Below are 25853 nucleotides of genomic sequence, written 5' to 3'. Positions count from 1 at the left end.
CCCGGCCCCTTGCGGGTTCGCGCGACCGGCATAGCGTGATGGTCATGGAGCAATCAGAGATCCGCTGGAACGACGAGGCCCGCGCGAAGATCCTCGACGACGCCGACAACGTGCTCCGCGAGGCCGTCTCGGCCGTCGCGGCATCCCACGCCGACGCCACGTCCGACGAGGTGTACGCCGAGCTGAACCGCCACCTGAAGGACCGGTTCATCGACTACGAGCCCGGGCCGGACGTGCGGAAGTACGCCGACGCCATCGTCGCGGGGGAGTTCTCGGCAAGCTGAGCGCCGCGTCTCAGCGCTCGGCTCCGAGGGCGGCGTAGCCCGCCCGGAGGGCCGAGCGCAGCGACGGCTCCGGCCACAGTGCGAGCAGCTCGGCCGGGAGGGCTGCCGAATCGGAGTCGGCACCGCCGTCGGCGTACGTCGAGCGGATGAACGCCGCCACCGCCTCGAGACGATCCGCCTGGCGCTCGCCGAAGGCGGGGTCGACCACGGTGCCGTGCCCCGGCACGATCACCTCGTCCGCCCCGACGCGCCCGAGCACCGAGCGCAGCGCCGCCGGCCACCCCAGCGGGAACGAGCCCGAGCCGAACATCGGCGGCCCCGACTCCTCGAGGACGTCCCCCAGGAACCAGACTCCCGCGTCCGGAACATGGATCGCGAGGTCGGTGTCGGTGTGGCCCGGTTCGATCGGCAGCAGCTCGATCATCCGCTCGCCCGGGTCGATCGTGAGCGGTGCGTCGACGAGCACCGTCGGCGGGGTGAGGTGCACGTCGGCCCAGTTCTTGTCGGGCTCGCGCGACGGGTCGGCCTGCACGGCCGCGAGCCGCGGGGCCTCGTGCTGCTCGAAGTGCCGCGGCACGAGCACATGCCCGTAGATGCCGACCCCGTGCGCCGCGAAGCGCTCGTTGCCGAAGGTGTGGTCGTAGTGGGCGTGCGTGTTGATCGCCGCGACCACCGGGCGCCGGAACTCGGCCACGACGTCACGCAGGATCTCGTCGCCCTCCTCGGGGCTGTTCCGCGTGTCGACGACGGTCACGCCGGTCGGGCCGACGATCGCCCCCACCGACACGTCGACCGGCTCGTACCGCCGCACGAAGACTCCGTCGCCGACTTCGGTCCATCCGTTCGCGTGGCTCGTCATGCGGGCCACGGTATCCGGATGCGCGCCGCACCGCCCGGGCCCCGCCCACTTCGGGCGCCTCCGCTCGCGGCGCCCTGGGCGTCGGGGTGGTCTCAGGCTCGCCGCGGACGTCTCGCGCTCGCCGCGGCCGGGTGTGTGGCGCGCGATCTAGGATCGAGCGGTGAACTCTTCGTCGCCCTCGGCCGCTCGCCGCGCATCCGCTCGTGCCGTCGTGGTCGCTGCCGTCGTCGACCTCGCGCTGGTGCTGCTGTTCGTGGCGATCGGGCGCCGCAGCCACGACGAGGGTGACGCCCTCGCCGGCTTCGCCGTCACGGCCTGGCCCTTCGTCGTGGGCGCGGCGGTCGGCTGGGCCGCCTCGCTCGGCTGGCGCCGCCCCCTCGCCGTCTGGCCCACCGGCGTCGTGGTGTGGGTGGCGGCGGTGGTGCTCGGCATGCTGCTGCGCGTGGCGAGCGGCCAGGGGGTGCAACTGAGCTTCGTCATCGTGACGGCTATCGTGCTGGGCGTCTTCCTCGCGGGGTGGCGCGCGATCGCGGCCCTCGTGCGGCGGCTCCGAGCCCGGCGCGGCTGACCGCGCGGGGCGGCCTCGCACGCTATCCGGGCTGGCCGCCGCTGACCCGGCGGGCGGCCCCGCACGCAATCCGCGCCCGCCGCCGCTGACCCGCGCGGGGCGGCTCTCGCGCAGCCGCCGGCCGGGTCGCTGCTGACCGCGCCGCGCCGCCTCGGCCGCGCACGGCGCACCCCCAGCCTCGGCTACGAAGATGAGGCATGCGCTGGAAACTCTGGGCCGCCGCCGCGGGCCTCGCCTCGGCCGCCGCCGTGCTCGCGATCGCCGAGGTGATCGCGGTGTTCGCCGGGGCGTCGACGAGCCCACTCTTCGCGGTCGGATCCCTCGTCATCGACCTCGCCCCACCCGGCGTGAAAGACCTGGTCATCCAGCTCTTCGGCACCGGTGACAAGGCGGCGCTGCTGACGATCCTCGGTGTGGTCGTCGCGGTGCTCGCGGCTCTCGCGGGCCTGCTCGAATGGCGCCGCACCCCGTTCGGCGTCGTCCTCCTCGTGCTCGTCTCGGGCGTCGCGGTGCTCGCGGTCACCACACGCTCGGGCGCGGGCGCGCTCTCGGGCCTGCCGACCGTCGTGGGCATGATCGCGGGCGCGCTCCTGCTCCGGATGCTCGCCCAGCGCCTCCGCGCCTGGCAGGCCTCCGCGCCCCGAACCCCCGCCCCCGACCCGACACAAGTTGTGGCGAATGGGCGCGAGACGACACAAGTTGTGGCGAATGGGCGCGAGACGACACAAGGTGTGTCAGATGGGGCCCTCGGGAACGGCGCATCCGAGGCCGGCGCCACCACCCCAGGCGCCTCGAGGGCCGCGCCCGGCGCGGCCCGCGTCGACCGGCGGCGGTTCCTCGTCGCGACCGGCGTGACCGCGGTCGGCGCCGTCGTCGCGGGCGTGGTCGCGCGCAGCATGAACGCCGCGGCCTCCGCCGTGACCGCCGCGCGCGAGGCCATCACCCTCCCCGCCGCCGCGACCCCTGCGCCCGCCGCCCCGGCCGGGGCCGAGCTCGGCCTCGACGGCCTCGCCTCCTACATCACCCCGAACGCCGACTTCTACCGCATCGACACCGCCCTCCAGGTGCCGAGCGTCGACGCGAGCACGTGGTCGCTGAAGATCACCGGCATGGTCGAGCAGGAGATCGAGCTGACGTGGAACGATCTCGTCGCGCTGCCGCTGGAGGAGCATCCGGTCACCCTGGCCTGCGTCTCGAACGAGGTCGGCGGTGACCTGATCGGCAACGCGCTCTGGCTGGGCTACCCGATCCGCGAGCTGCTGGCCCGCGCGAAGCCGCTGCCCGGCGCCGACATGGTGCTCAGCCGCAGCATCGACGGCTTCACCGCGGGCACCCCGCTCGAGGTGCTGCAGGACCCGGATCGCGTCGGCATCCTCGCCGTCGGCATGAACGGCGAACCCCTGCCCGTCGAGCACGGATTCCCCGTGCGCGTCGTCGTCGCCGGCCTCTACGGCTACGTCTCGGCGACGAAATGGGTGACCGAGCTGCAGCTCACGACCTTCGACGAGTCGGAGGGCTACTGGACGCCCCGCGGCTGGTCGGCTCTCGGCCCGATCAAGACCGAGTCGCGCATCGACGTGCCGCGGGTCGGAGCCTCGATCGCGGCCGGCACGGTGCCGATCGCGGGCGTGGCCTGGGCCCAGCACACGGGCGTCGAGAAGGTCGAGGTGCGCGTCGACGACGGCCCCTGGGCGGATGCGCGGCTCGCCGACACCGCCGGCATCGACACCTGGGTGCAGTGGGTCTACGAGTGGGACGCCACCCCCGGCGACCACACCGTCGCGGTGCGCGCGACCGACCGCTCGGGCTACACCCAGACCTCCGACGAGGCCCCGCCGGCCCCCGACGGCGCCTCGGGCTGGCACACCCGCACCCTCACCGTCTCCTAAGGTCGCGCGCGGGGTCAGCCGATGAGGGAGGGGCGCAGGTCGCGCAGGGTGCGGTGGCGCGTCATGCGCCGCGCCCCGAGGTACGAGACGAGCAGCGCCCCGGCCAGCCAGAAGAACAGCGCCCCCGCGTCGGCCCCCGCGAGTGACACGTCGCCCCCGTACATCAGCTGCCGGATGCCGTCGACGGCGTGACTCATCGGCAGCACCTGGTGCAGCACCTGCAGCGGCCCGGGCAGCGTCTGCCACGGGAACGTCCCGCCCGCGGTCACCAGCTGCAGCACCATCAGCACCAGCCCGAGGAACTGCCCGACGCTGCCGAGCAGGATGTTCAGCGCCAGGATGATCGTCGCGAACGTCGCCGAGGTGAGCACCATGAAGCCGAGCATCCCCCACGGGTGCTCGACCTGGTAGCCGAGCGCGAGGGTGATGATGCCGAACACCGCGAGCATCTGCACCGCACCGAGGAGCGCGGGTGCGGCCCAGCCGGCGGTGGTCGCGGTGAAGGGCCTCTTCAGCGCGGTGAGGGCGCGGCGCGACAGCGGCTTCACGATCAGGAACAGCGCGTAGATGCCGATCCAGGCCGCGAGGCTGATGAAGAACGGCGCCATGCCGGCTCCGTAGTTGCTCGCCTTCGTGACCGCGTCGCTGTCGACCGCGACCGGGTCGGAGATGGTCTGGGCCGCGGTCTCGCGCTGGTCGGCGGTCTGGTTCGGCACGTCGTCGAGTCCGGATGCGAGGCCGTCGCGCAATTCGTCCGCCCCGCTGTCGAGGGTGCCGAGACCGCCCGCGAGGTCGAGCGAGCCCTGGGCGAGCTGCGTCACTCCGCCCGCGAGCTGGGACGCGCCGGACGCCGCCGAGGCGATGCCGTTCGTCAGCGCGGGGGCGGCGTCGGCGAGCTGCTGGGTTCCGGCGGCGAGCTGCGTGGCTCCGGAGGCGGCGGTCGCGATGCCGCCGGAGAGCTGCGGTGCCGAGTCGGCGAGCTGCTGGGTTCCGGCGGCGACCTGCGCGCTGCCGGCGGCCAGGGTGCCGATCTGGGTGTTGGCGGCCTGCACCTGCGCGTTGCCGGAGTCCACGGCGGTGGCGATCTGCGCGATGTCGGCGAGGAGCGCCTGCTTCTGCTCGGGGGTGAGGGCGCTGGCGGCGATGGCCGCCTCGGCGTCGGAGCGCACGGCCGCAGCCTGGTTCACCGCATCCTGAACCTCAGTCGCGAGACCCGACGCCGTGGACGCCAGCTGCGCGTTGCCCGCCGCGACCTGCTGCGCGCCGTCGTTCAGGCGCGCGGTGTCGCCGGGCAGGGAGGCCGAGCCGGCCTGCAGCTGCTGCAGCCCGGTGGAGAGCTGCTGGGCGCCGTCGTTCAGCTGGTTCGCCTGGTCGGGCAGCGCGGCCGAGCCGGCCTGGAGCTGCTGCAGCCCGTCGGCGAGCTGCAGGGCGCCGATGTTCGCGGTGCCCGCGCCCGAGGCGAGCTGCTGGCCGCCGTCGCTGGCGCTCGCGGTGCCGTCGGCGAGCTGATCGGCGCCGTCGACTGCCGTGGTCAGGTTCTCCCGCACCGTGGCGAAGCCGTCGAGGAGTTTGAGTGCCGCCTCCTTGCCGACCTGCTCGGTGATGCTGGCGCGCACCTTCTCGGCGACCTGGCCGGCGATGGTGGTGGCGAGGAAGCTGTTCGTGTCGTTCGTGGTGAGCTCGACGACGGCCTGGGTCGGCGCGTCGCCCTCGGCGCTCGTGAGCGCGGTCGAGAAGTCGGGGCCGAGCGTGAGGATGAAGTCGAAGGTGCCGTCGCGCACGCCCTGCTCGGCGGTGTCGGCGTCGGTGACGATCCAGCCGACGGACTCGTCCTCGAGCAGCTGGTCCTCGACCTGCTGGCCGTAGTCGACCTGTTCGCCGTCGACGGTGGCGCCGGTGTCCTCGACGACGAGCGCCACCGGCACGTCCTTGAGGTTGCCGTAGGGGTCGTTGTTGGCCCAGAGGTAGAGCCCGGCGTAGAGCACGGGCACGAGCATCAGCGCGACGAGGGCGAGCTTCGCCATGCCGGTCGCGGTCAGCCGCTTCAGCTCGGTGGCGACGAGGTGGTAGATCTTCACGAGAACTGCTCCGGTTCCAGGGTGTCGACGCTGGGCAGCAGGGACTGCACCAGAAGAGAAGAGGGGGCGCCGCAGACGACGAGCACGGCGAAGTCGCGAGCGGCGAGGTCGTTGGCGATCTCGAGCCATTCGCGCGGGTCGCCGCCGTGGCGGTCGGGTGCGGCGATGACGAGGCCGCTCACGCCGCGCCGGAACGACGCGAGCTCGGTGAGCAGCCGGATGCGCAGGGTGGCCGGCACCGCGCCGATGCGCACCTCGGCGTAATCGGCGGCGCCCGCGTCGGCCAGGGTCTGGGCGATCGTCGCCCGGGTGGTCGAGCGGCCGGCGTACATCAGCTCCTCGCGCACGACGTCGCGCAGCTTCAGGTCGGCCGGCGGTTCACTCACCTCGGGGGCGTCGACGAGCGCGATCGCCTCGCGCAGACGCGCCGGGTCGTCGGCGCCGTCGATCGTGACCGAGCCGCTGTCGGGGGTCATGCGCCCACTGAGGATGAGGGAGAGCACGGTCGGCTGGTCGCCGACCTCCGCCTCGGCGACGACGACGCGCCCGGTCTCGTACGTCACGTCGCGCTCGGGCAAGGGGATGCCCGCGTGCCCCTTGCTCACGCCCTGCGCCACGATCTTCATGCCCGGCCCCCTTCGTCAGCAGCGCCGGCGGCGCCAGAACGGTCGCCGGCGTCGGCAGCGTCGCCGGCAGCATCCCCGGCACTCCACGGCGCGAGCAGCGACGCCGGGATCGACTCCACCAGCGCATCCGCCTCCCGCCACGACAGCCCCGCGACCGACAACCCCACGGTCATCACGAGCCGCCGCCCCTCGGCCTCGTCGAGGTCGGTGCGCACGGCGACGTCGAGCACGCCGATCGCCGCATCCTCGATCAGCTGCGCGAGCGACTCGACCGGCACGCTCTCCCGGAAGTATCCCTGCGCCACACCGGCGCTGGTGGCCCGGCGAACGGATGCGCGCACCGGCGACAGGGCCGACGCCACCGTCTTCTCGAGCGGGCCGTGCACCGCGAGCTGGGCGAGCACGCGCACCTGCTGCACCTCGGCCCAGATGGCGGCGCCGATCAGAGCGAGGTGGATGCGCGGGTCGTCGTGGTGCACGTCGGCCAGCGCCGCGGAGATGCGGGCGCCGCCGCGCGTGAGCAGCTCGGCGAGCAGTTCGTCGCGGGAGGAGAAGTGGCCGTAGAGGGCGCGGCGCGAGAGCCCGGCCTCGGCGGCGACGGCGTCGAGCGACGCCTCGGGGTCGCGGCGGAAGACGACCGAGGCGGCGAGCACGATGGCCTCGCGGTTCTCGAGGGCGTCGCGGCGCGGAGCGCGGGGGGAGAGATTGGTGGACACGCCCCCGATTCTACTAACTTGCACACCACTGTGCAAGTTATCCCGAGGTTGACGCCCGCCACGAGGCCGCCGATGCCTCAAGCGCCGCCCGCAACGCGCTGATCGCCGAGGATCCGCTCGCCGAGGCCCGGTGCGCCGTGAAGATCGTGCGCCGTGGCGCGCCCGGCGGCGTGACCAGCCGGCAGGTCGTCGGCCGCCCCGCCCAGACCAGCTCCGGCATGAACGCCACGGCGTTGCCCGTCTCGATCAGCCGGATCTGCGTCTGCAGGTCGGCGGTCTCGTACCGCACGTCCGGTTCGAAGCCCGCGACCCGGCAGAGCTGCTCGGCGAAGTGGCGGCTCGCGGTGCCCTGAGGTTCCATCACCCAGGGCATCGTGCGGGCATCCTGCATCGAGGCCAGCGGATGCGGGCTGGCCGCCTCGCCCGGCAGCGCCAGCTCGACCGCGTCGCTGGTGAGGTCGTGCCGCTCGAGACCGCTGAGCCACGGGGCCGAGTGCGCCGGGTACTCCTCGCCGACCACGAGGTCGAACTCCCGCGCCCAGGTGTCGTGCAGCGCCTGGCCGGGCTCGCGCTGCGCCATCTCGATGCGCACGTTCGGATGCTCGTCGGTCATCGATCGCAGAGCCGGGGGCATCAGGGTGAGCGCCGCCGACTGGAACACCGCGACCCGCAGGGTGCCGCTGACCGTCTCGAGCGAGGACTGCAGCGCGACGTCGGCGCGCTCGAGCGTGTCGAGCAGCTCGGCGGCGGACGCGACCAGCACCTCGGCCTGGGGAGTGAGCTGCAGGCGTCGTCCGGTGCGGCGGAAGAGGGCGACGCCCGCCTCGCGCTCGAGGGCGCTGAGCTGCTGCGACACGGCCGAGGGGCTGAAGCTGAGCGCTTCGGCGACGGCCGCGATGGTGCCGCGGATCGCCAGTTCGCGCAGCAGCACGAGTTTGCGCACGTCGAGCATCCGGACTCTTCTCTGTTCACGTCAGCTTACGCATATGCATCAGGAACCATCGCTTTTGCTGAGGCTTGCCGTGACGGAGCATTGCTGCATGACCGATCTGACGGATGCGCCCCGCACCACGACCGCTGCCGACACCGCCGCCCTCGCCGACGAGGTCGTCGCGCTCGTGCGCCGCTGGCTGACCGAGGCCGCGAGCCACGAGTCCGACGCCTCGGCCACCCGTCTGGCCGGGGTGCTCGCCGACCCCAAGGGCCTCGACTTCACGGTCGGCTTCGTCGACGGAGTGGTGCGCCCGGAGGACCTCAAGGTCGCCGCCGCCACGCTCGCCCGCATCGCGCCCGACGTGCCCGCGTTCCTGCCGCTGCCGCTCCGCGCCGCCGTGCGCCTCGGCGGCGTGATGGCGCCGGTGCTGCCCGGCGTCGTCGTGCCGATCGCGCGCCGCGTGCTGCGGCAGATGGTCGGCCATCTCGTGATCGACGCCACGGACAAGAAGCTCGGGCCGGCGATCGCGAAGATCCGCAAGCCCGGCACGCGCCTGAACGTGAACCTCCTCGGCGAGGCCGTGCTGGGCGAGCAGGAGGCCGGTCGGCGGCTGGGCGGCACGATCCGGCTGCTCGGTCGCGACGACGTCGACTACGTCTCGATCAAGGTCTCGTCGACGGTCGCCCCGCACGCGCCCTGGGCCTTCGAGGACTCGGTCGCCGACGTGGTGGCGAAGCTCATCCCCCTCTTCGCCGAGGCCGCGAAGCCGCTGAAGAGCGGAAGGCCCGCCAAGTTCATCAACCTCGACATGGAGGAGTACAAGGATCTCGACCTCACCCTGGAGGTCTTCATGCGCCTGCTCGACCGGCCCGAGTTCCGTCAGCTCGAGGCCGGCATCGTGCTGCAGGCCTACCTGCCCGACGCGCTCGCCGCGATGATGCGCCTGCAGGAGTGGGCGGCGAAGCGCCGGGCCCACGGCGGCGCCGGCGTCAAGGTGCGCCTGGTCAAGGGCGCGAACCTGCCGATGGAGCAGGTCGAGGCCTCGCTGCACGGCTGGCCGCTCGCCACTTGGGGCACGAAGCAGGACTCCGACACCAACTACAAGCGGGTGCTCGACTACGCCCTGCACCCCGACCGCATCGGCAACGTGCGGCTCGGCGTCGCGGGCCACAACCTCTTCGACCTGGCCTACGCCTGGATCGTGGCCGGCCGCCGCGGCGTGCGTGACGGCCTCGAGTTCGAGATGCTGCTCGGCATGGCGCAGGGCCAGGCCGAGGCGGTCAAGCGCGAGGTCGGTTCGCTGCTGCTCTACACGCCGGTGGTGTCGCCGAAGGAGTTCGACGTGGCGATCGCGTACCTGATCCGCCGCCTGGAGGAGGGCGCGTCGCAGGAGAACTTCATGTCGGCCGTCTTCGAGCTGAACGACCGGCCCGAGCTGTTCGAGCGCGAGCGCCGCCGCTTCACCGCCTCGCTCGAGGCGCTCGACACCGCGGTGCCGCCGGCCCGCCGGGTGGCCGACCGCTTCGCCGAGGTCGGCCGATCGGCGCCCGGCCGCTTCGTCAGCACGCCCGACACCGACCCGTCGGTGGCGGCCAACCGGGTGTGGGCCGACGGCATCCTCTCGCGCATCGACGGCAGCACTCTCAGCATCGACACCGTCGCGGCCGCCCGCGTCGAGACCGAGGCCGAGCTCGAGCGCATCGTCGCGGGCACCGTCGAGGCAGGTGAGCGCTGGGCCGAGTTGGGGGCCGCCGAGCGCGGCGCCATCCTGCACCGCGCCGGCGACGTGCTCGAAGAGCGGCGGGCCGAGCTGATCGAGGTGATGGCCGCCGAGGCCGGCAAGACCATCGACCAGGCCGACCCCGAGGTCTCGGAGGCCGTCGACTTCGCCCACTACTACGCCGAGCGAGGCCTGGAGCTCGAGACGGTCCAGGGCGCCACGTTCGTGCCCGCCCGTCTGACGCTCGTCACCCCGCCGTGGAACTTCCCCGTCGCCATCCCGGCCGGTTCGGCACTGGCGGCGCTCGCCGCGGGGTCGCCCGTGCTGTTCAAGCCGGCGGGCCTGTCCGCCCGCTCAGGCGCACTCGTCGCCGAGGCGCTCTGGGCCGCCGGCGTGCCCACCGACGTGCTGCGGCTCGTCGACGTCGACGAGGAGACGCTCGGCCGCCAGCTGGTCTCGCACCCGGCCGTCGACCGCGTCATCCTGACCGGCGCGTTCGAGACGGCCGAGCTGTTCCGCTCGTTCCGCCCGTCGTTGCCCCTCCTGGCCGAGACGAGCGGGAAGAACGCGATCATCGTCACTCCGTCGGCCGACCTCGACCTCGCCGTCAAGGACGTCGCCGCCTCCGCCTTCGGCCACGCCGGACAGAAGTGCTCGGCCGCGTCGCTCGTGGTGCTGGTGGGCTCGGTGGCGTCCTCGCCCCGCTTCCGCTCGCAGCTGATGGACGCGATCTCCTCGCTGCCCGTCGGCCTGCCGCACGTCGCGTCGACCCGCATGGGCCCGCTGATCGAGGCGCCCGGCCCGAAGCTCCGTGAAGGGCTGACGACTCTCGGCGAGGGCGAGTCGTGGTTGATCCGCCCGCGCGCCCTGAGCGATGACGACGCCCGGCTCTGGAGCCCGGGTCTCCGCGACGGCGTCGCCCGCGGCTCGGCGTTCCACCGCACCGAGTACTTCGGCCCGATCCTCGGCATCATGACGGCCGACACCCTCGACGAGGCCATCGACATCGTCAACGAGGTCGACTACGGCCTCACCTCGGGGCTGCACTCGCTCGACCGCGGCGAGATCTCCATCTGGCTCGACCGCATCGAGGCCGGCAACCTCTACGTCAATCGCGGCATCACGGGCGCCATCGTCGAGCGCCAGCCCTTCGGCGGCTGGAAGAAGTCGTCGGTGGGCGCGGGCGCCAAGGCCGGCGGGCCGAACTACCTGGTGAACCTGGGGTCGTGGCTGCCGTCGGCGGCGCCCTCCACCGGTTCGGCTCCTTCCGCCGATTCGGCTACGATCATCGGCTCGGCGCCAGCCACCGGTTCGGCTCCAGCCGCCCACGCGGTTCCGGATGCTCCCGCCCTCCTCCCGGCAGTCACCGTCCTCCTGGCCGCCGCCCGTCGCTCGCCCCTCGTGGGCGACGACGCCGTGGCGTTCCTCACCCGTGCCGCGCACAGCGACGCCCGCGTCTGGAGCGACCGCTTCGGCGCCGCCGTCGACGTCTCCCAGGTCGCCGCCGAGCACAACGTGTTCCGCTACCGCGCGGCGGGCGGCACGGTGGTGCGGGCGGGCTCGGCGGCTCCGGCGGTCGAGGTGCTGCGCGTCGTCGCGGCGGCGCTGCGGAGCGGCGACGCGGCCACGGTCAGCGTCGCGGACCCCGAGCTCGCCGCGCTGCTCGAGGAGCTGCCGGACGGGCTGACGCTGACGGTGCAGGTCGAGACGGATGCTCAGTGGGCCGCGTCCCTCGCCGGGCGGGCGCCGGCGCGCATCCGCCTGATCGGCACCCCCACCGACGAGGTCGTGGCCGCCACCGCCGGACGCCCCGACGTCGCCCTCTGGAGCGGCCCCGTGACCGAGGCCGGACGCCTCGAGCTGCTGCCGTTCCTGCGCGAGCAGGCGGTCTCGATCACGGCCCACCGCTTCGGCACCCCCGACCGCGCCCTGGCCGAGCTGGTCGAGGCGCTCTGAGACGAATCGCACGGGCCGCGGCCTCCCCGGAACGGATTCGTCCAGATCGGGTTGGCTGCGGCCTAAAGGATTCGACGAAATGCACGATGCATCAGGACGACACCCGTCGTCGTGCATACTCCTTGACGTGAACGAAGCCCCCACCGCCCCCAGTCTCGACGGCCGCGAATTCGTGATGGAGTCCTCGACCAACAGCGCGGTCGACCCCGCGTCGCCGTCGCGGTTCCACTACTTCGAGCGCGAAGGCGTGATCTGGGGCGACTACGACGGCGACACCGTGACCTTCGGCCGCTTCGTCGGCACGCGCACCGGGGACGCCCTGCAGGTCTCGTTCGTGCATCAGATGCTCGACGGCGTCACCGTCGTCAGCGGCACCGGCGGCAGCCGGGTCGAGCTCGACGCCGAGGGCCGCGTGCGGCTCGTCGAGGACTTCGAGATCGACGGCGTCGACCACGTCAGCATCTGCGTCGAGGTCTGACCGGCGCGAGCGGCCGGCTCGCTCACGCCATCGGCGCACGCGGCGCTCCCCGCTCGGCGGCGGTCGTCGCAAGCGCCCACCCGCGGCGGATCAGCGCGCCGCGTCCCGCCCGTTCCCCGCGGTCGTGAACCGCGTCATCCCCAGCCGATTCGTCGATCCCGAGCGGTCGGGGATGTCCGAGGGCAGCAGATACGCCTTCCGCACCACCTCGTCGAGCACCACCACCGACACCACCGACTTCACCTCGGGCCGCGCCGCCACGACGCCGGTCACGAAGTCGTGCACGCCGCCGATGTCGAGCGAGCGCACGAGCAGCATGGCGTCGTGCTCACCCGTCGTGATGCAGCAGTACTCGACGTCGGGCATCTGCAGGATGCCCTCCCGGAACCGGTGCCAGGACTGCGGATGCACCGTCACGAACACCAGTGCGCAGACGTCGAGCCCCACCTTGCCGGGGTCGACCTGCGCTGAGAATCCGGTGATCACTCCGGATGCGGTGAGCTGCTCGACCCGGTTGTAGACGCTCGCCCGTGAGACGTTGACCCGCTCCGCGAGCGCCGACATCGAGATGCGCCCGTTCTCCCGCAGGATGGCGAGGATGCGCAGATTGACCTCGTCGAGACCCCCCGCGCTTTGTCCAGCAGCCGGGGTCACGGCCTGATCGGTGATCGACATATCCGACTCCTCACCCGCCGACGGCGGCATTTCGTCCACGATAGTGCCTCTGGGAAAAAGGACTGCGTCGATTTGTGCCACAGTTTCCCAACACCGTCCAGCCGACCCATTCCCAGGAGGCCTCCATGGTTTTCCGCACCACACGCACAACGCGCTCCACCCCGACCCGAGTCGCGATCGCCGCAGCAGCGGTCTCGCTCACCCTCCTCGTCGCGGGCTGCTCCTCGGGCCGCACCGACACCGCCGACAGCGGCACCCAGACGCTCACCATCAACAAGGCGTTCGACCTCAAGACGGCCGACCCGGGCCGCATGTACGAGCCCACCGGCCAGCTCGTCGACAAGGCGCTCTACGAGACCCTCCTCACCTTCGAGGGCGGCGACGTCTCCAAGGTCGTCGACGGCCTCGCGAGCCTCGAGCAGTCCGATGACGCCAAGACCTTCACCCTCACCCTGACCGGCGAGCACACCTTCTCCGACGGCACCGCGATGACCGCCGACGACGTGGTCTTCTCGCTGCAGCGCGTGATCGGCCTGAAGGGCAACCCCTCGTTCCTGCTCGACGGCGTCACCGTCACGAAGCAGGACGACAAGACGGTCGTGCTGACCACCGAGACCCCGACGCCCGCCCTCCCGGCGATCCTCGCGAACCCGGCTCTCGGCATCCTGAACTCGAAGGTCGTGAAGGAGAACGGCGGCACCACCGACGAGACCGACACCGCCGAGAAGTTCCTCAACACCACCTCCGCCGGTTCGGGCCCGTACGTGCTCGACACTCTCGACCTCGCCTCGCAGGTCGTGCTGACCGCGAACGAGAACTACGACGGCGACGCCCCCGGCTACGGCCGCGTGGTCATCCAGAACGTCGAGGGCGCCACCCAGAAGATCAACGTCGAGGGCGGCAGCGCCGACGTGGCGCTCGACCTCTCGGGCACCCAGGCCGAGGCGCTCGGCGACTCGGTCGAGGTCACCAGCGACCCCTCGGCGAACGTGATCTTCCTGCTGCTCAACCAGAACCCGAGCGTCTCGGCGATCACCTCGAACCCCGACTTCGTGAAGGCCGTCAAGGAGGCCATCGACTACGACGACCTCGTCTCGATCGCCGGCACCGGCACCGCGCAGGCCTCCGGCGTCGTGCCGAGCATGCTGCTCGGCGCCCTCCCCGAGAGCGGAGCGCTGACGCAGGACCTCGACGCCGCCAAGGCCGACCTCGCGAAGAGCGGCTACGCCGGCGAGTCGGTGACGCTCAACTTCCCGAGCGACATCAGCCTGAACGGCATCGACTTCCCGACGATCGCCCAGCGCATCCAGTCGCAGCTGAAGGACGCCGGCATCACGGTCGAGCTCGCCCCGGCCCCCGTCGCCACCGAGCTCGACGCCTACCGCAACGGCACCGAGACCATGGGCCTGTGGTACTGGGGCCCCGACTACCCCGACCCGAGCGACTACCTCGTGTTCACCCCGGGCAACGTCGTCGGCCTCCGCTCCGGCTGGGCCGAGGGTGCGAACCCCGCGATCTCGACGCTGGCCGACGCCGCGGCCGCCGGCGGCTCCGACGAGGAGCGCCAGTCGCGCTTCGAGGAGCTGCAGACCGCGCTGAACGCCGACGGCCCCTTCATCCCGCTGCTCCAGCCCGGCAACAACATCGCTGCGGCCAAGGACGTGACGGGCGTCGTCTACAACGCCGTGTGGACCATCGACATCGCGGCCCTCGCCGCGAAGTAGCTCGTGTCCACCAGCACGAAGGCCGTCCGGTCGCCGCGTTCGCGCGGCGGCCGGGCGGCCCACCCGTTCCTCCGCTACGCGCTGCGCCGCGTGCTCACCTCGCTGCTGCTCGTGGTGGGCGTGACCCTCGTCACCTTCGTGCTGACGAACCTCGTACCGGGCGACCCGGTGGCAGCGGCCCTCGGCCAGCGCGCCGCGGAGGACCCGGCGATCGTCGCCCAGTTCCGCGCCACCTACGGCCTCGACCAGCCGCTCGTGGTGCAGTACTTCACTTACCTCGGCAACCTGCTGCAGGGCGACCTCGGCGTCTCGACCACCACGCACAACCCCGTGGTCGACGACCTGGCGAAGGCCCTCCCGGCCACCCTCGAGATCGCGCTCGGCGCCATCGTGCTCAGCGTGATCATCGGCGTGGTGCTCGGCACCATCGCCGCCTACCGCCGCGGCAAGGCCTCCGACCACGTGCTCCGCGTGGTGTCGCTGGCCGGCCTCAGCGTGCCGACCTTCTGGCTCGCGCTGGTGCTCTACTACGTCTTCTACTTCCAGCTGCACATCGCCCCGGGCTCGGGCCGGCTGAGCAGCGACTTCACGACGCCGCCCACGGTGACAGGCCTCTACACGGTGGATGCCCTGCTGGCCGGTCAGCTCGACACCTTCCTCGACGCGGCCTCGCACCTGTTCCTCCCGGTGCTCGTGCTGACCCTCTACACCGTGGGTCTGCTGACCCGGTTCGTGCGCACGGCGGTGCTGGAGATCCTCGACCAGGACTACGTTCGCGCCGCCCGCGCCAAGGGTCTGCCGACCCGCACGGTGATCTTCTCGTACGTGCTGCGGGGGGCGAGCATCCCGATTCTCACCGTCGTGGGTCTCGCCTTCGGCAGCCTGCTCAGCGGCACGGTGCTGGTCGAGGCGATCTTCGCCTGGCCGGGCATCGGCTCGTACGCCTACCAGGCCGCCTCGCACCTCGACCTGCCCGGCATCATGGGCGTCGGCCTGTTGATCGGCGTGATGTACCTGCTGGTGAACCTGATCGTCGACCTGCTCTACGGCGTGCTCGACCCGAGAGTGAGGCTGGCCTCGTGACGGATGCGCGAACCACCCGTCCGGACCCGCGCGACGGTGCCCCGGCCGGCCCCCGCGACGGTGTCGGCGCCGGGATGCTCGACCCGGTCTCCGCCGCACGACCCCGCTGGCGCCGTCCCCGCCTGCGGCTCGGTCGCTGGTCGGCACCACTCGGCCTACTGGGTGCCGCCGTCGGAATCCTCTGGATCCTCGTCGCCCTGCTCGCCCCCGTCATCGCCCCGCACGACCCGCTCGCGCAGGACCTGCCGATCCTCCAGGCGCCCGGCGAGGGCACCCTGATGGGCACCGACGCGCTCGGCCGCGACGTGTTCTCCCGCGTGATCTGGGGCGCCCGCGTCACGATCCCGCTCGCCCTGCTTCTGGTCGTGATGTCGGTGCTGATCGGTGCGATCGTCGGCGCCGTGGCCGGGTTCTTCGGCCGCGCGGTCGACGAGGTGGCCATGCGCGTCACCGATCTCGTGATGGCGTTCCCCACGGTCATCCTGGCCATGGTCATCGCGGCCGCCCTCGGCGCCTCGCTGCTGAACGCCGTGCTCGCCGCGCTGATCGTGTCGTGGCCCGCCTACGCCCGGCTCACCCGAGGGCTCGTGCTCGGGCTGCGCTCCTCGAACTACGTCGTGTCGGGGCAGCTGCTCGGCTTCTCGCCGCTGCGCTCGCTCGGCCGCGACATCGCGCCGAACATCGTCGGGCCCGTGCTGGTGCTCGCGAGCCTCGACATCGGCACGGCCATCCTGCTGCTGTCGGGCCTGTCGTTCCTCGGGCTCGGAGCGAAGCCGCCGACCGCAGAGTGGGGCTCGATGGTGTCGGATGCGATCCAGAACTTCGACGCGTGGTGGATCGGGGTCTTCCCGGGACTTGCCATCCTCACCGTCGTGATCGCGTTCAACTTCGTCGGCGACGCCCTGCGCGACGCCCTCGACCCGAAGTCGCAGACCATCCGCGGGGGAGGCACCACGCTGTGACCGACGCACTCACCATCAGCGGGCTCCGCATCCGCACCCGCACGCATGCCATCGTCGACGGGATCGACCTGGCGCTCGAGCGCGGCGGCATCCACGGGCTGGCCGGGGAGTCGGGGTCGGGCAAGACGATGACGGCGCTGGCCGTGCTCGGGCTGCTGCCCGGGTCGATGACGGCGAGCGGGAGCATCCGGCTGGCCGACGACGCCGGCGCCGGGACCGGCTCGACCGGCGCGGGTTCGACGGCATCGGGCATCGAGCTCGTGGGCGCGTCGCGGCAAGTGCTCGGCGCGGTGCGCGGGCGCCGGGTCGCGATGGTCTTCCAGGACCCGTCGACGAGCCTGCACCCCCAGCTCACCGTCGGCCGTCAGCTCACCGACCACCTGCGCCACCACCTCGGTCTCTCCAAGGCCGCCGCGCGCTCGAAGGCCGAGGCCCTGCTCGAGCGGGTGCGGGTTCCGGATGCGCGGGCCGCCCTCTCCCGCTACCCCCACCAGTTCTCGGGCGGTCAGCGTCAGCGCATCGCGATCGCGGTGGCGCTCGCCTGCGACCCCACCGTGCTGCTGGCCGACGAGCCGACCACGGCGCTCGACGTGACCGTGCAGGCCGGAGTGCTGCAGCTGCTGCGGGAGCTGGTCGATGACGGGGGGCTGAGCATCCTGCTCGTCACCCACGATCTTGGCGTGATGAGCGCCGTCGCCGACGAGGTGACGGTGATGCGGCAGGGGCTCGTCGTGGAGTCGGCACCGCGCGAGAAGCTGTTCACCGCGCCGCAGGACGCCTACACGCGGTCGCTGCTCGCGGCGCTGCCGGGGTCGAGCTTCGAGGAGAGCCCGGAGGTGCTCGTGGAGGAGCTGGTCGAGGGGCACGAGGCCGGCTCCGCGGGTGGTGCAGCGGGTTCGGTCGGCGGTCTTGCGGTCGAGGGCGGTTCTGCGGTCGATGGTGCTGACGACGTCGAAGGGGGAGCGCGATGAGCGCCGGAACGGTTCTCGAGGCCGAGGGCATCGTCGTCGAGTACGGGCGGCGGCCGGCGCTCCGGGCGGTCGACGGAGTCGGCTTCCGGGTCGCGGCCGGGGAGGTCGTGGCGCTCGTCGGCGAGAGCGGCTGCGGCAAGTCGAGCCTCGCGCGCGCCGTCGTCGGCATCGAGAAGCGCCGGGCCGGCGACGTGCGCCTGAACGGCGCCGACGTGCCGCCGCTCGGCCTCCGCCGTCGCAGTCCCGCGATGACGGGCATGCAGATGGTCTTCCAGGATCCGAACTCCTCCCTCAACCCCCGCCGCCGCATCGGCGAGCAGCTCGGCGACGGCGTGCGGGCGGCGCTCGCCCGCGGCGACGAGGGCTCCGACCCCGCCGACTGGCTGCGCCGCGTGGGCCTCGACCCCGCGATGCTGACCCGCTTTCCGCACGAGTTCTCGGGCGGCCAGAAGCAGCGCATCGCCATCGCGCGTGCTCTCGCGGCGCGGCCGAGGATGCTCGTGGCCGACGAGCCCATCTCGGCCCTCGACGCCTCGACCCAGACGAGCGTCGCCGCCCTGATGCGCTCGCTCAGCGTGGAGGCCGGCGCCGGGATGCTGTTCATCTCGCACGACCTCTCGGTGGTGCGGCGCATCGCCGACCGCGTGCTCGTGATGTACCGCGGCCGGGTCGTGGAGTCGGGCGACACCGAAACCGTCTGGCAGAACCCGCTGCATCCGTACACGCGGGCCCTCCTCGCGGCGATCCCGCTGCCCGACGGACTCGGGCGGCTGCCCCTCGCGCCCGCCGAGGCCGACCGGGCCACCTGGCTCGACGACGTGCCCGCCGCCCTGGAGCGGACCGCCGCATGACCCCGCGCACGACCTCCTCCGCGAAGCGCGCCACTGTGGCGGAGCCGATGCCCGGGGCGGCGGGTCCGCCTGCGGAGCCGGCCGTCGCGGTGCCGGCGGCATCCGCTCTGTGGACCATGCCGCGGGCCGTGAACCGCAGCCCGCTGCCGGGTGACGGCGCGTTCATGACCGCCGGATGGGCCGACCCCGAGCCGGTGATCGACCCTGACGACCCCGTGATCGCCTACACGGCCGAGCGGCGGTCTCGGCTGGCGCAGGCGCTGCCGGCCGAGCTGCTGATCATCCCCGCGGGGCTGCCGCGGGTGCGCTCGAACGACAGCGACCACCGCTTCCGACCCGGCACCGACCACGTCTGGCTGACCGGCAACGACGTGGCCGAGAGCGTCCTGGTCGTCGACACGACGGGCGGCGAGGCGGGGTCGATCCTCTACCTGCGCGCCCCGTCGGGCCGCGACGGCGACGAGTTCTGGCAGAACGACGCGCTCGGCGACCTCTGGGTGGGGCCGCGTCCGACGCTCGCCGAGACGCAGGCGGCGCTCGGCATCGAGACCCGGCCGCTGACCGACTTCACCCGCGACTTCGAACGGGCGGCGCGGCGGGCCCGGCGCATCCGGGTGCTGCCCACGCTCGACGAGAGCGTCGACGAACTCGTGCGGCAGACCTGCGGCACCGCCTTCTCGCCGCACTTCGCCCTCAAGGCGGCGCTCGACGAGCTGCGCCTGATCAAGAACGACTGGGAGATCGGCCAGCTGCAGCTCGCCGTCGACGGCACGGCCCGCGGCTTCGACGACTGCCTCGAAGCCTGGCAGGATGCGCGTGCCGAGCCCCGCGGCGAGCGCTACCTCGAGGGCACCTTCGCCCGCCGCGCCCTCGTCGAGGGGGAGGGGCCGGCGTACGGCTCGATCGTCGCCGCCGGATCCCACGCGACCACGCTGCACTACACCCGCAACACCGGCCCGCTCGTCGACGGCGACCTCGTGCTGATGGACCTGGGCGTCGAGCTGCCCTCCCTCTACGCCGCCGACATCACCCGCACCCTGCCGGTCAGCGGAACCTTCACCCCGCTGCAGCGCGACGTCTACTCGATCGTGCTGCGCGCGCAGCAGGCGGGTATCGACGCGCTGCGGGCCGGCGTGCGGTTCCAGGACTACCAGGACGCGTGCGGGCGCTCGCTGACGGAGGGGCTGATCGAGCTGGGGCTGATCCGCTGCTCGGTCGACGAGGCGATGGCGCCCTCGGCGTCGTATCACCGCCGCTGGAGCATCTCGCGCGCCGGGCACATGCTCGGCATGGACGTGCACGACTGCAACCACGCGCCCCACGAGACGTACCTCGGCGGAGTGCTCGCGGCGGGCCACACGCTCACGGTCGAGCCGGGGCTGTACTTCCAGCCGGGTGACCTGACGGTGCCGGCCGAGCTGCGGGGGCTGGGCATCCGGATCGAGGACGACCTCGTGGTGACCGAGACGTCGTCGATCCTGCTCTCGGCAGGGCTGCCGCGGACGCCCGCCGCGGTGGAGGAGTGGATGGGGGCGCTGGCGCGCTGAACGCTCGCTGGGCGCTGCCCGCTGCCCTTGCACCGCGGCCTCGCCCGAGGCGCCCGACCGGGCGGCGGCGTGCCCGGCTTGGGCTTGCCGGGGTGCGGGCTCCGGCCCGGCGACGGGCGTGTCGGGGGCACCGTCCGTAGGATGGGACGACCATGTCCCACCCCGGCAGCACCCCCGCCCCGCTCCCCGGCCCCGCGCCGGAGACCGACGAGCTCACGCGCCTCATCGCCGACAACGAGACCGACGTCACCGACCGCCCCGGGGTGCGCGCGGCCCAGGCGGGCATCTCGCTCGGCGTGCTGCTCGCGGTCGTCGTCCCCCTGATCGCGCTGCTCATCGCCGCGGTCGTGACCGCGATCGTCTCGACGGCTCCCATCTGGCTCTCGGGCTTCTTCTGGGGCTCCTTCACCGCCCTGTGACCGGCGTCCCGCCCACCCCGCCGCCCGCATCGGCCGGGCTACCCACCCCGCCCGCCTCCCCTACGCCGTCCGCCCCGTCCACCGCCGGGCCTGGGATGCGTCCGTGACCGCCGCCGCGACCGCCGCCCCCTCGCTGCTCGCCATGACGTCATCGTCGAGCCGCCCCGCCCCGATCATCCGTCTCACCCGCCGACCCTGACCCGGCCGAACGAGAGCGCCGGGCACGCGAGCGCCGGGACGCGAACGCGGAGGCGGTGCGTCAGTCGGTCGTCAGCGCCGAGACGAGGGCGGCGATGAGCCGCGGAACCGCGGTCGGCTCCGACGCCGCGTGCGCCGGGACGAGCTGGCCGAGGGACAGCCCGAGGCAGTCGGGGTGCTGCAGGAGCACGGACAGCGCGCTCCCCAGCACGGCGATCGTGGGCCCGCTGTTGCGGCCGTTGACGTTCTCGGCGATGGGGGCGTCGAGGAAGTCGAGGACGTCGACGTCGAGGTGGACGACGAACGGCCCGCCGGTCATGGCGTCGAGCGCTCGCTGCGCCGCGCTGCCGGGATCGTCGCAGAGCGCCGTCTGGTCGACGATCGCGAGACCTAGAGCGGAGACCTGCTCGCGCTCCCACTCGGTGGCCGCCCCCGACGGGTCCGCCCCGAGGTACACGAGGTCGGCCGGCTGCAGCAACGGAGCGTCGCCCGCCGCGGACACGAGTTCCGGAGCCGCGCCCTCGAGAGCGAGCGCGTGGGCCATGCCCATCCAGCTCAGCGAGCCCTCGGTGGTGGAGTGCGGCGTGTTGAGATCGAGGTGACGGTCGAGGTAGACCAGGCGCGGGCGATCCCCGCGTTGCGCCAGGGCGGCGCAGAGCCCGACGGCGACCAGGCAGCTCCCGCCGAGCACGAGCAGTCTCTCGCCGTCGGCGATCAGCCCGGCCGCAGCGGCCGACAGCTCCCGCATCGACTCCGCCTCGTCGCCCACGTTCTGTGCGAAGGGGTGCTCCCGATCCGGATGCCAGAACCGCGTCGTCAGATCCCCCGCGTCCACGACGTCGGCGCCGGCAGCGCGAAGAGCGTCGAGAAGCCCCGCCTCCCGGAGTGCCGCGGGCGCACTCTCCACCCCCACGCAGTACGCGCCGGTGCTGCTCGGCACCCCCAGTACGGTGACCCTCATACGGCTCCCTCGACGCATCTCGCGATCGGACGGACGTCACGACCGGACGTCCCCTTCACCCTGGTGTGGGAGGCGGGCACCCGCAACCCGCGACGATCCGGCTCGACGGATGTGGGCGAAATGTTTGCGTGACCACAACGGGGGGTGTCACAATGTTCACGCAAACAGGCACTCCAACGAAGGACTCCCATGACATCGTCGTCACGCGCCCGCACGGCCGCCGTGGCGGGGTCGATCGCTCTGCTGCTCGGCGCCTCGGCGCTCGGCGGCGGGGCCGCGGCCTCCGCCTCGCCCTCACGCACAGGAGCCCCGGCAGCGGCGCCCGCAGCTGCACAGGCCGCCACCGCGCAAGAAGCAGCTGCACAGGCCGCCACCGCGCAAGAAGCAGCCGCAGCCCCGACCCCCCTCACCATCACCCCCAACCCCGCCTACCAGAACCAGGCCTTCGAGGGCTGGGGCACCAGCCTCGTCTGGTTCGCCAACGCCACCGGCGACTACCCCGCCGACGTCCGCCAGGACCTCTTCGACAAGGTCTTCGGCGAAGACGGCCTGAACCTCAACATCGCCCGCTACAACATCGGCGGTGGCAACGCCTCCGACGTCCCTCCCTACCTCCGCCAGGGCGCAGCGGTCGACGGCTGGTGGAACCCCGACCTCCGAGCGAGCGACGCCGAAGGCCCGATCACCTCCGACTACGCCGACCGCGACCGCTACGCCGCCGCCTGGAACCCCGACGACCCGGCCTCCTACGACTTCACCGCCGACGAGACCCAGCGCTGGTGGGTCGAGCAGCTGAAGAGCCGCATCACCAAGTGGGAGGCCTTCAACAACTCCCCGCCCTACTTCATGACCGAGAGCGGCTTCGTCTCCGGCGGCTTCGACTCGAGCGCCGAGCAGCTGAAGCCCGAGGCGATCGGTGACTACGTGGCCTACCTGAAGACGGTGGTCCAGTCCGTGGAGGAGCAGGAGGGCATCCGCTTCGACACCGTCGACCCCTTCAACGAGCCCAACACGAACTACTGGGGCACCAACATCGACGAGTCGACCGGATGGCCGAAGCAGGGCGGCCAGGAGGGTGCCCACATCGGCCCTGAGGTGCAGGACCAGGTCATCAAGGCGCTCGCCGCCGAGCTCGCCGAGGACACCACGACCACCGACGCCGTGATCTCGGCGATGGACGAGACGAACCCCGGCCTCTTCGCCACCAACTGGAACACCTGGAGCGACGAGGCCAAGGCCGAGGTCGACCAGCTGAACGTGCACACCTACGGCACCGGCGGCCGCCCCTACGCCCGCGACATCGCCAAGGCGGCGGGCAAGCCGCTCTGGATGAGCGAGATCGAGGGCGACTGGGACGGCTCCGGTGTCAACAACCAGACCAACATCGCCAACGGCCTGGGCGTCGCCGCCCGCATCACCGACGACCTGCGCGAGCTCGAGCCGAGCGCCTGGGTGCTCTGGCAGCCGGTCGAGGACGCCTACAACATGGAGAAGGTCGAGAAGCTCAACTGGGGCAGCGTGCAGATCGACTTCGACTGCAACGCCGACGGCGACAGCGTGCGGCGCCTCGCCGACGGCGACGCCGACCCGAGCTGCAAGGTCGAGACGAACGCGAAGTACAACACGATCCGCAACTTCACGCACTACATCCGCCCCGGTGACCACATCATCCCCTCGACGGATGCGCAGACCACCACTGCCCTGAAGGCCGACGGCAGCGGGGTGACCCTGGTGCACGCGAACCCGTCGACCAGCGACCGCACGGTCACGATCGACCTGGCGGAGTTCGGCACCATCGCTCCCGGAGCCACCCTCACCCCGATCGTCACCACCGAGTCGCCCGCCGACGACGTGACGGCGAACGCCCTCGTCGAGGGCGCGGCGGTGCCGGTCGACGCGACCGCGAAGACGGTCACCGTCACGGTTCCCGCCCGCTCGGTGTCGACCTTCGTGATCTCGGGTGTCAGCGGGGTGGCCGACACGGCGATCCCCCTTCAGGACGGTTCCGCCTACCAGATCGTCGGCACGCAGAGCGGCAAGGCCCTGACGCCGAACGGCGCCGTCGCGACCGGCGAGGCGCCCGGCGCGGTGATCACCGCCACCACCGCCGAGAACGCGGCCGGCCAGCTCTGGACGGTCGACAAGCTCACCGACGGCCTCAGCAACTCCGAGCGCTACGTGCTCCGGGGCGCGACCGGCCAGGTGCTCGCCGCCACGTCCGACGGAGTCGTGCTGCGCGACCAGACGCCCGAGCAGGCCGCGGCCGACCGCTCGAGCCAGTGGATCCTCACCACCTCGACCGGCGCGAGCTGGTCCCTGGTCAACGCCCAGACCGCGACCGCGCTGGAGGTGCCCGGGCAGTCGACCGACGAGGGCGCCCCGGTGAACGTCTACCAGTCGAACAACGGCGCCAACCAGGCGTGGGGCTTCCGCGACACGGCGCTGCAGGGCTTCGAGCCGATCACGGTGAACACGGTCGCGGGCGTCGCCCCGGTGCTGCCCGCGACGGTCACCCCGATCTACGGCTCGGGCGCCGGCATCGCGGTGCCGGTCACCTGGAACACGGACGGCATCGACTGGAACCAGCCCGGCACCGTCACGGTGACCGGTTCGGGAACGGATGCGTTCGGCACGGCGTTCGACAGCGCATCCGTCACCGTGGAGGTCGGCGGCTTCACGTCGACCGACCCGGTCTCGCTGACCACCTACGAGGGGGCCGAGCTGCAGAGCGTGATCGACGCGGCGCCGGCCACCGTGCCCGCCCGCATCGGCGCGAGCAAGACGAGCTACGACGCCGTCGTCGCCTGGGACTTCTCGGGCGTCGACCAGGCCGACCTCGCGTCACCCGGCGTGGTGACGGTGCCGGGCGAGGCGGTCTCCAACGACCCCGCGGCGCCGGCTCTGCCCGCGACGCTCTCGCTGATCGTGACGGTGCCGGGCTCCTCGAACGTGGCCCCGGATGCGGCGACGACCGCCTCGGCCACCTTCACCGAGCCGGGTTACAGCGTCGACGCCACCCGCAACCGCGTGCTCGACGACAAGGGCTGGTCGAACTGGGTGAGCAGCTCGAAGCGTGCATCCGACACGCTGAGCTACGACCTCGGCTCGGTGAAGACGGTCGACAGCGTCACGCTGCGCTTCTGGAAGGACGGGTCCTCCGAGACCTGGCCGACCTCGCTGACCGTCGAGTACCGCACGCCCGCGGGTGACTGGGTGGCGGCTCCGGATGCTCCGACCGCCGTCGTCTCGCCCGACGGAAGCGCTCCCGTGGTCGACGTCGCCCTCGGCGGCGTGCAGGCGTCGGCGGTGCGGGCCGCACTGACGGCGGCGCCCGACACGCACATGATCGTGTCGGAGGTGGAGATCTACGCCACCGCGGCCGGCGTCTCGACGGTGTCGCAGCTCGCCCGACTCGCGGTCGACGGCGTCGCGATCGAGGGCTTCGACCCGGCGACCACCTCGTACACGGTGCCGTCGTCGGGGTCGCGGATCCCGGTGCTGCAGGCCTTCGCGGTCGACACCGACGCCACGGTGGCCATCGATCCGGCGACGGATGCGAACGGCGCGGTCGCGACCGTGACCGTCACGGCGCCCGACGGCGTGAGCGTCACCAGCTACACGGTGCGCTTCGACCGGGCGGTCGCGGTGTCGGCGGTGGTCTCGGGCACCCAGATCGACGGGGCGTACCGCGTCGGCTCGCCGCTCTCGGTCGTCGTGACGACCGACCCGGCGGCTGCTGCTGCGGGTGCGTCGGTGCAATGGATGCGCGACGGGGCTCCGATCGCGGGGGCCACCTCGCCCGGCTACACGCCGGTCGCGGACGACGCGGACCACGCCGTCTCGGCGCGCGTGACCGCAGGCGCGGACGGGTACCGCGTGGGGACGGCGGACTCGGCAGCCGTCGCCATCGCGGCGGCGGTCGACCCGCCGGTCACGCCGGGCGACCCGGGGACGCCCGGCGACCCCAGCACCCCGGGCACCCCGGGTTCGCCCGGGACTCCCGGCGCGCCCGGAGCTCCCGGCGACGGCTCGGGCTCGGGTGGCTCCGGCTCCGGCGGTGCGGGTTCGGGCGGGACCGGCGGCTCGGGCGCCGGCGGCCTCGCCTCGACCGGCGCGGCCCCGCTGCCGCTCGTGGCGGGAGGCCTCCTGGCGCTGCTCCTCGGCGCCCTGGCCCTCGGCCTCCGCCGGCACCGCCGCGCCTGACCTACCCCACGCCGGTCCACCCGGCCTGAACCGGTCCTACCCCACCCGGATGCGGCGCACCACCTCGGTGCGCCGCATCCGCGTCTCGGGCGATGGCTTCGGGCACGCGTGGCCGGCACCGAGTCCTCTGGAGCATCGGCACCGCCCAGGC

The 25853-nt window shown here is 72.7% G+C and carries 20 protein-coding genes; 13 read left to right on the top strand and 7 right to left on the bottom strand.

Features of this window, described 5'->3' with window-relative positions; translation table 11 throughout:
• The first annotated feature begins 44 nt into the window (after nt 1-44).
• A complete protein-coding gene (locus tag BJ984_RS02825) occupies nt 45-284 on the top strand; it encodes a hypothetical protein (RefSeq protein WP_179546741.1) in 240 nt (79 codons plus the stop codon).
• Nucleotides 285-294: 10 nt separating this feature from the next.
• On the opposite strand, the gene BJ984_RS02820 is transcribed toward BJ984_RS02825, so the two are convergent.
• Nucleotides 295-1143 carry an MBL fold metallo-hydrolase gene (locus tag BJ984_RS02820; RefSeq protein ID WP_179546740.1) on the bottom strand — a complete coding sequence of 283 codons (849 nt, stop codon included), beginning with the start codon at nt 1141-1143 and terminating at the stop codon, nt 295-297.
• Nucleotides 1144-1303: 160 nt separating this feature from the next.
• Here BJ984_RS02820 and BJ984_RS02815 point away from each other — a divergent pair, with 160 nt between their 5' ends.
• Both BJ984_RS02815 and BJ984_RS02810 read left to right on the top strand, forming a co-directional pair.
• Nucleotides 1304-1711: a DUF3054 domain-containing protein gene (locus BJ984_RS02815; protein WP_179546739.1), complete on the top strand. Its 408-nt coding sequence runs from the start codon at nt 1304-1306 to the stop codon at nt 1709-1711.
• A 197-nt stretch (nt 1712-1908) separates the two neighbouring features.
• Entirely contained in the window at nt 1909-3600 is a 1692-nt protein-coding gene (locus tag BJ984_RS02810) for a molybdopterin-dependent oxidoreductase (protein ID WP_179546738.1), read from the top strand.
• A 14-nt stretch (nt 3601-3614) separates the two neighbouring features.
• Here the strand turns inward: BJ984_RS02810 and BJ984_RS02805 are convergent, their stop codons facing one another.
• The 4 genes from BJ984_RS02805 to BJ984_RS02790 are packed head-to-tail and all read right to left on the bottom strand — an operon-like array spanning nt 3615 to nt 7972.
• Nucleotides 3615-5678: a YhgE/Pip domain-containing protein gene (locus BJ984_RS02805; RefSeq protein WP_179546737.1), complete on the bottom strand. Its 2064-nt coding sequence runs from the start codon at nt 5676-5678 to the stop codon at nt 3615-3617.
• Nucleotides 5675-6304: a hypothetical protein gene (locus BJ984_RS18515; protein ID WP_179546736.1), complete on the bottom strand. Its 630-nt coding sequence runs from the start codon at nt 6302-6304 to the stop codon at nt 5675-5677. Before BJ984_RS18515 ends, BJ984_RS02805 begins: the two co-directional genes overlap by 4 nt.
• A complete protein-coding gene (locus BJ984_RS02795; protein ID WP_179546735.1) occupies nt 6301-7020 on the bottom strand; it encodes a TetR/AcrR family transcriptional regulator in 720 nt (239 codons plus the stop codon). The genes BJ984_RS18515 and BJ984_RS02795 overlap by 4 nt, the downstream gene beginning before the upstream one ends.
• Nucleotides 7021-7057: 37 nt before the next feature.
• Nucleotides 7058-7972 (bottom strand): LysR family transcriptional regulator, encoded by a 915-nt coding sequence (locus BJ984_RS02790; RefSeq protein ID WP_179546734.1) that lies wholly within the window; start codon nt 7970-7972, stop codon nt 7058-7060.
• Nucleotides 7973-8060: 88 nt separating this feature from the next.
• On the opposite strand from BJ984_RS02790, the gene BJ984_RS02785 reads away from it, so the two are divergent.
• Nucleotides 8061-11630 (top strand): proline dehydrogenase family protein, encoded by a 3570-nt coding sequence (locus tag BJ984_RS02785; RefSeq protein WP_179546733.1) that lies wholly within the window; start codon nt 8061-8063, stop codon nt 11628-11630.
• Nucleotides 11631-11757: 127 nt separating this feature from the next.
• Entirely contained in the window at nt 11758-12108 is a 351-nt protein-coding gene (locus tag BJ984_RS02780; RefSeq protein ID WP_271206375.1) for an avidin-fold protein, read from the top strand.
• Between the two features lie 90 nt (nt 12109-12198).
• Here the strand turns inward: BJ984_RS02780 and BJ984_RS02775 are convergent, their stop codons facing one another.
• Entirely contained in the window at nt 12199-12783 is a 585-nt protein-coding gene (locus BJ984_RS02775) for an Lrp/AsnC family transcriptional regulator (protein WP_179546732.1), read from the bottom strand.
• Between the two features lie 125 nt (nt 12784-12908).
• On the opposite strand from BJ984_RS02775, the gene BJ984_RS02770 reads away from it, so the two are divergent.
• The 7 genes from BJ984_RS02770 to BJ984_RS02740 all read left to right on the top strand — a co-directional run bounded on the left by BJ984_RS02770 (nt 12909) and on the right by BJ984_RS02740 (nt 20340).
• Nucleotides 12909-14507 carry an ABC transporter substrate-binding protein gene (locus tag BJ984_RS02770; RefSeq protein WP_173182284.1) on the top strand — a complete coding sequence of 533 codons (1599 nt, stop codon included), beginning with the start codon at nt 12909-12911 and terminating at the stop codon, nt 14505-14507.
• Nucleotides 14508-14510: 3 nt separating this feature from the next.
• The gene (locus tag BJ984_RS02765) at nt 14511-15590 is read left to right on the top strand and encodes an ABC transporter permease (RefSeq protein WP_173182285.1); all 1080 of its coding nucleotides are present in this window, start codon (nt 14511-14513) and stop codon (nt 15588-15590) included.
• Nucleotides 15587-16552 (top strand): ABC transporter permease, encoded by a 966-nt coding sequence (locus BJ984_RS02760; protein WP_271206374.1) that lies wholly within the window; start codon nt 15587-15589, stop codon nt 16550-16552. Before BJ984_RS02765 ends, BJ984_RS02760 begins: the two co-directional genes overlap by 4 nt.
• Nucleotides 16549-17523 (top strand): ATP-binding cassette domain-containing protein, encoded by a 975-nt coding sequence (locus BJ984_RS02755; protein ID WP_179546731.1) that lies wholly within the window; start codon nt 16549-16551, stop codon nt 17521-17523. The genes BJ984_RS02760 and BJ984_RS02755 overlap by 4 nt, the downstream gene beginning before the upstream one ends.
• Entirely contained in the window at nt 17520-18374 is an 855-nt protein-coding gene (locus tag BJ984_RS02750; protein WP_179546730.1) for an ATP-binding cassette domain-containing protein, read from the top strand. Before BJ984_RS02755 ends, BJ984_RS02750 begins: the two co-directional genes overlap by 4 nt.
• Nucleotides 18371-19921: an aminopeptidase P family protein gene (locus BJ984_RS02745; protein WP_218869963.1), complete on the top strand. Its 1551-nt coding sequence runs from the start codon at nt 18371-18373 to the stop codon at nt 19919-19921. Before BJ984_RS02750 ends, BJ984_RS02745 begins: the two co-directional genes overlap by 4 nt.
• A 152-nt stretch (nt 19922-20073) precedes the next feature.
• Nucleotides 20074-20340, top strand: a complete 267-nt coding sequence (locus BJ984_RS02740; protein ID WP_179546729.1) for a hypothetical protein — start codon at nt 20074-20076, stop codon at nt 20338-20340.
• 259 nt (nt 20341-20599) lie between these two features.
• Here the strand turns inward: BJ984_RS02740 and BJ984_RS02735 are convergent, their stop codons facing one another.
• The gene (locus BJ984_RS02735) at nt 20600-21499 is read right to left on the bottom strand and encodes an arginase family protein (protein ID WP_179546728.1); all 900 of its coding nucleotides are present in this window, start codon (nt 21497-21499) and stop codon (nt 20600-20602) included.
• A 189-nt stretch (nt 21500-21688) separates the two neighbouring features.
• Between BJ984_RS02735 and BJ984_RS02730 the strand changes: the two genes are divergently transcribed.
• Nucleotides 21689-25702, top strand: a complete 4014-nt coding sequence (locus BJ984_RS02730; protein WP_179546727.1) for a glycoside hydrolase — start codon at nt 21689-21691, stop codon at nt 25700-25702.
• Nucleotides 25703-25853: the final 151 nt, after the last annotated feature.

It is taken from the genome of Herbiconiux flava (assembly GCF_013409865.1).
Classification (GTDB): Bacteria; Actinomycetota; Actinomycetes; order Actinomycetales; family Microbacteriaceae; genus Herbiconiux; species Herbiconiux flava.
The sequence above is the reverse complement of the archived record's forward strand: the minus strand, read 5'-3'. Positions and strand labels throughout refer to the sequence as shown.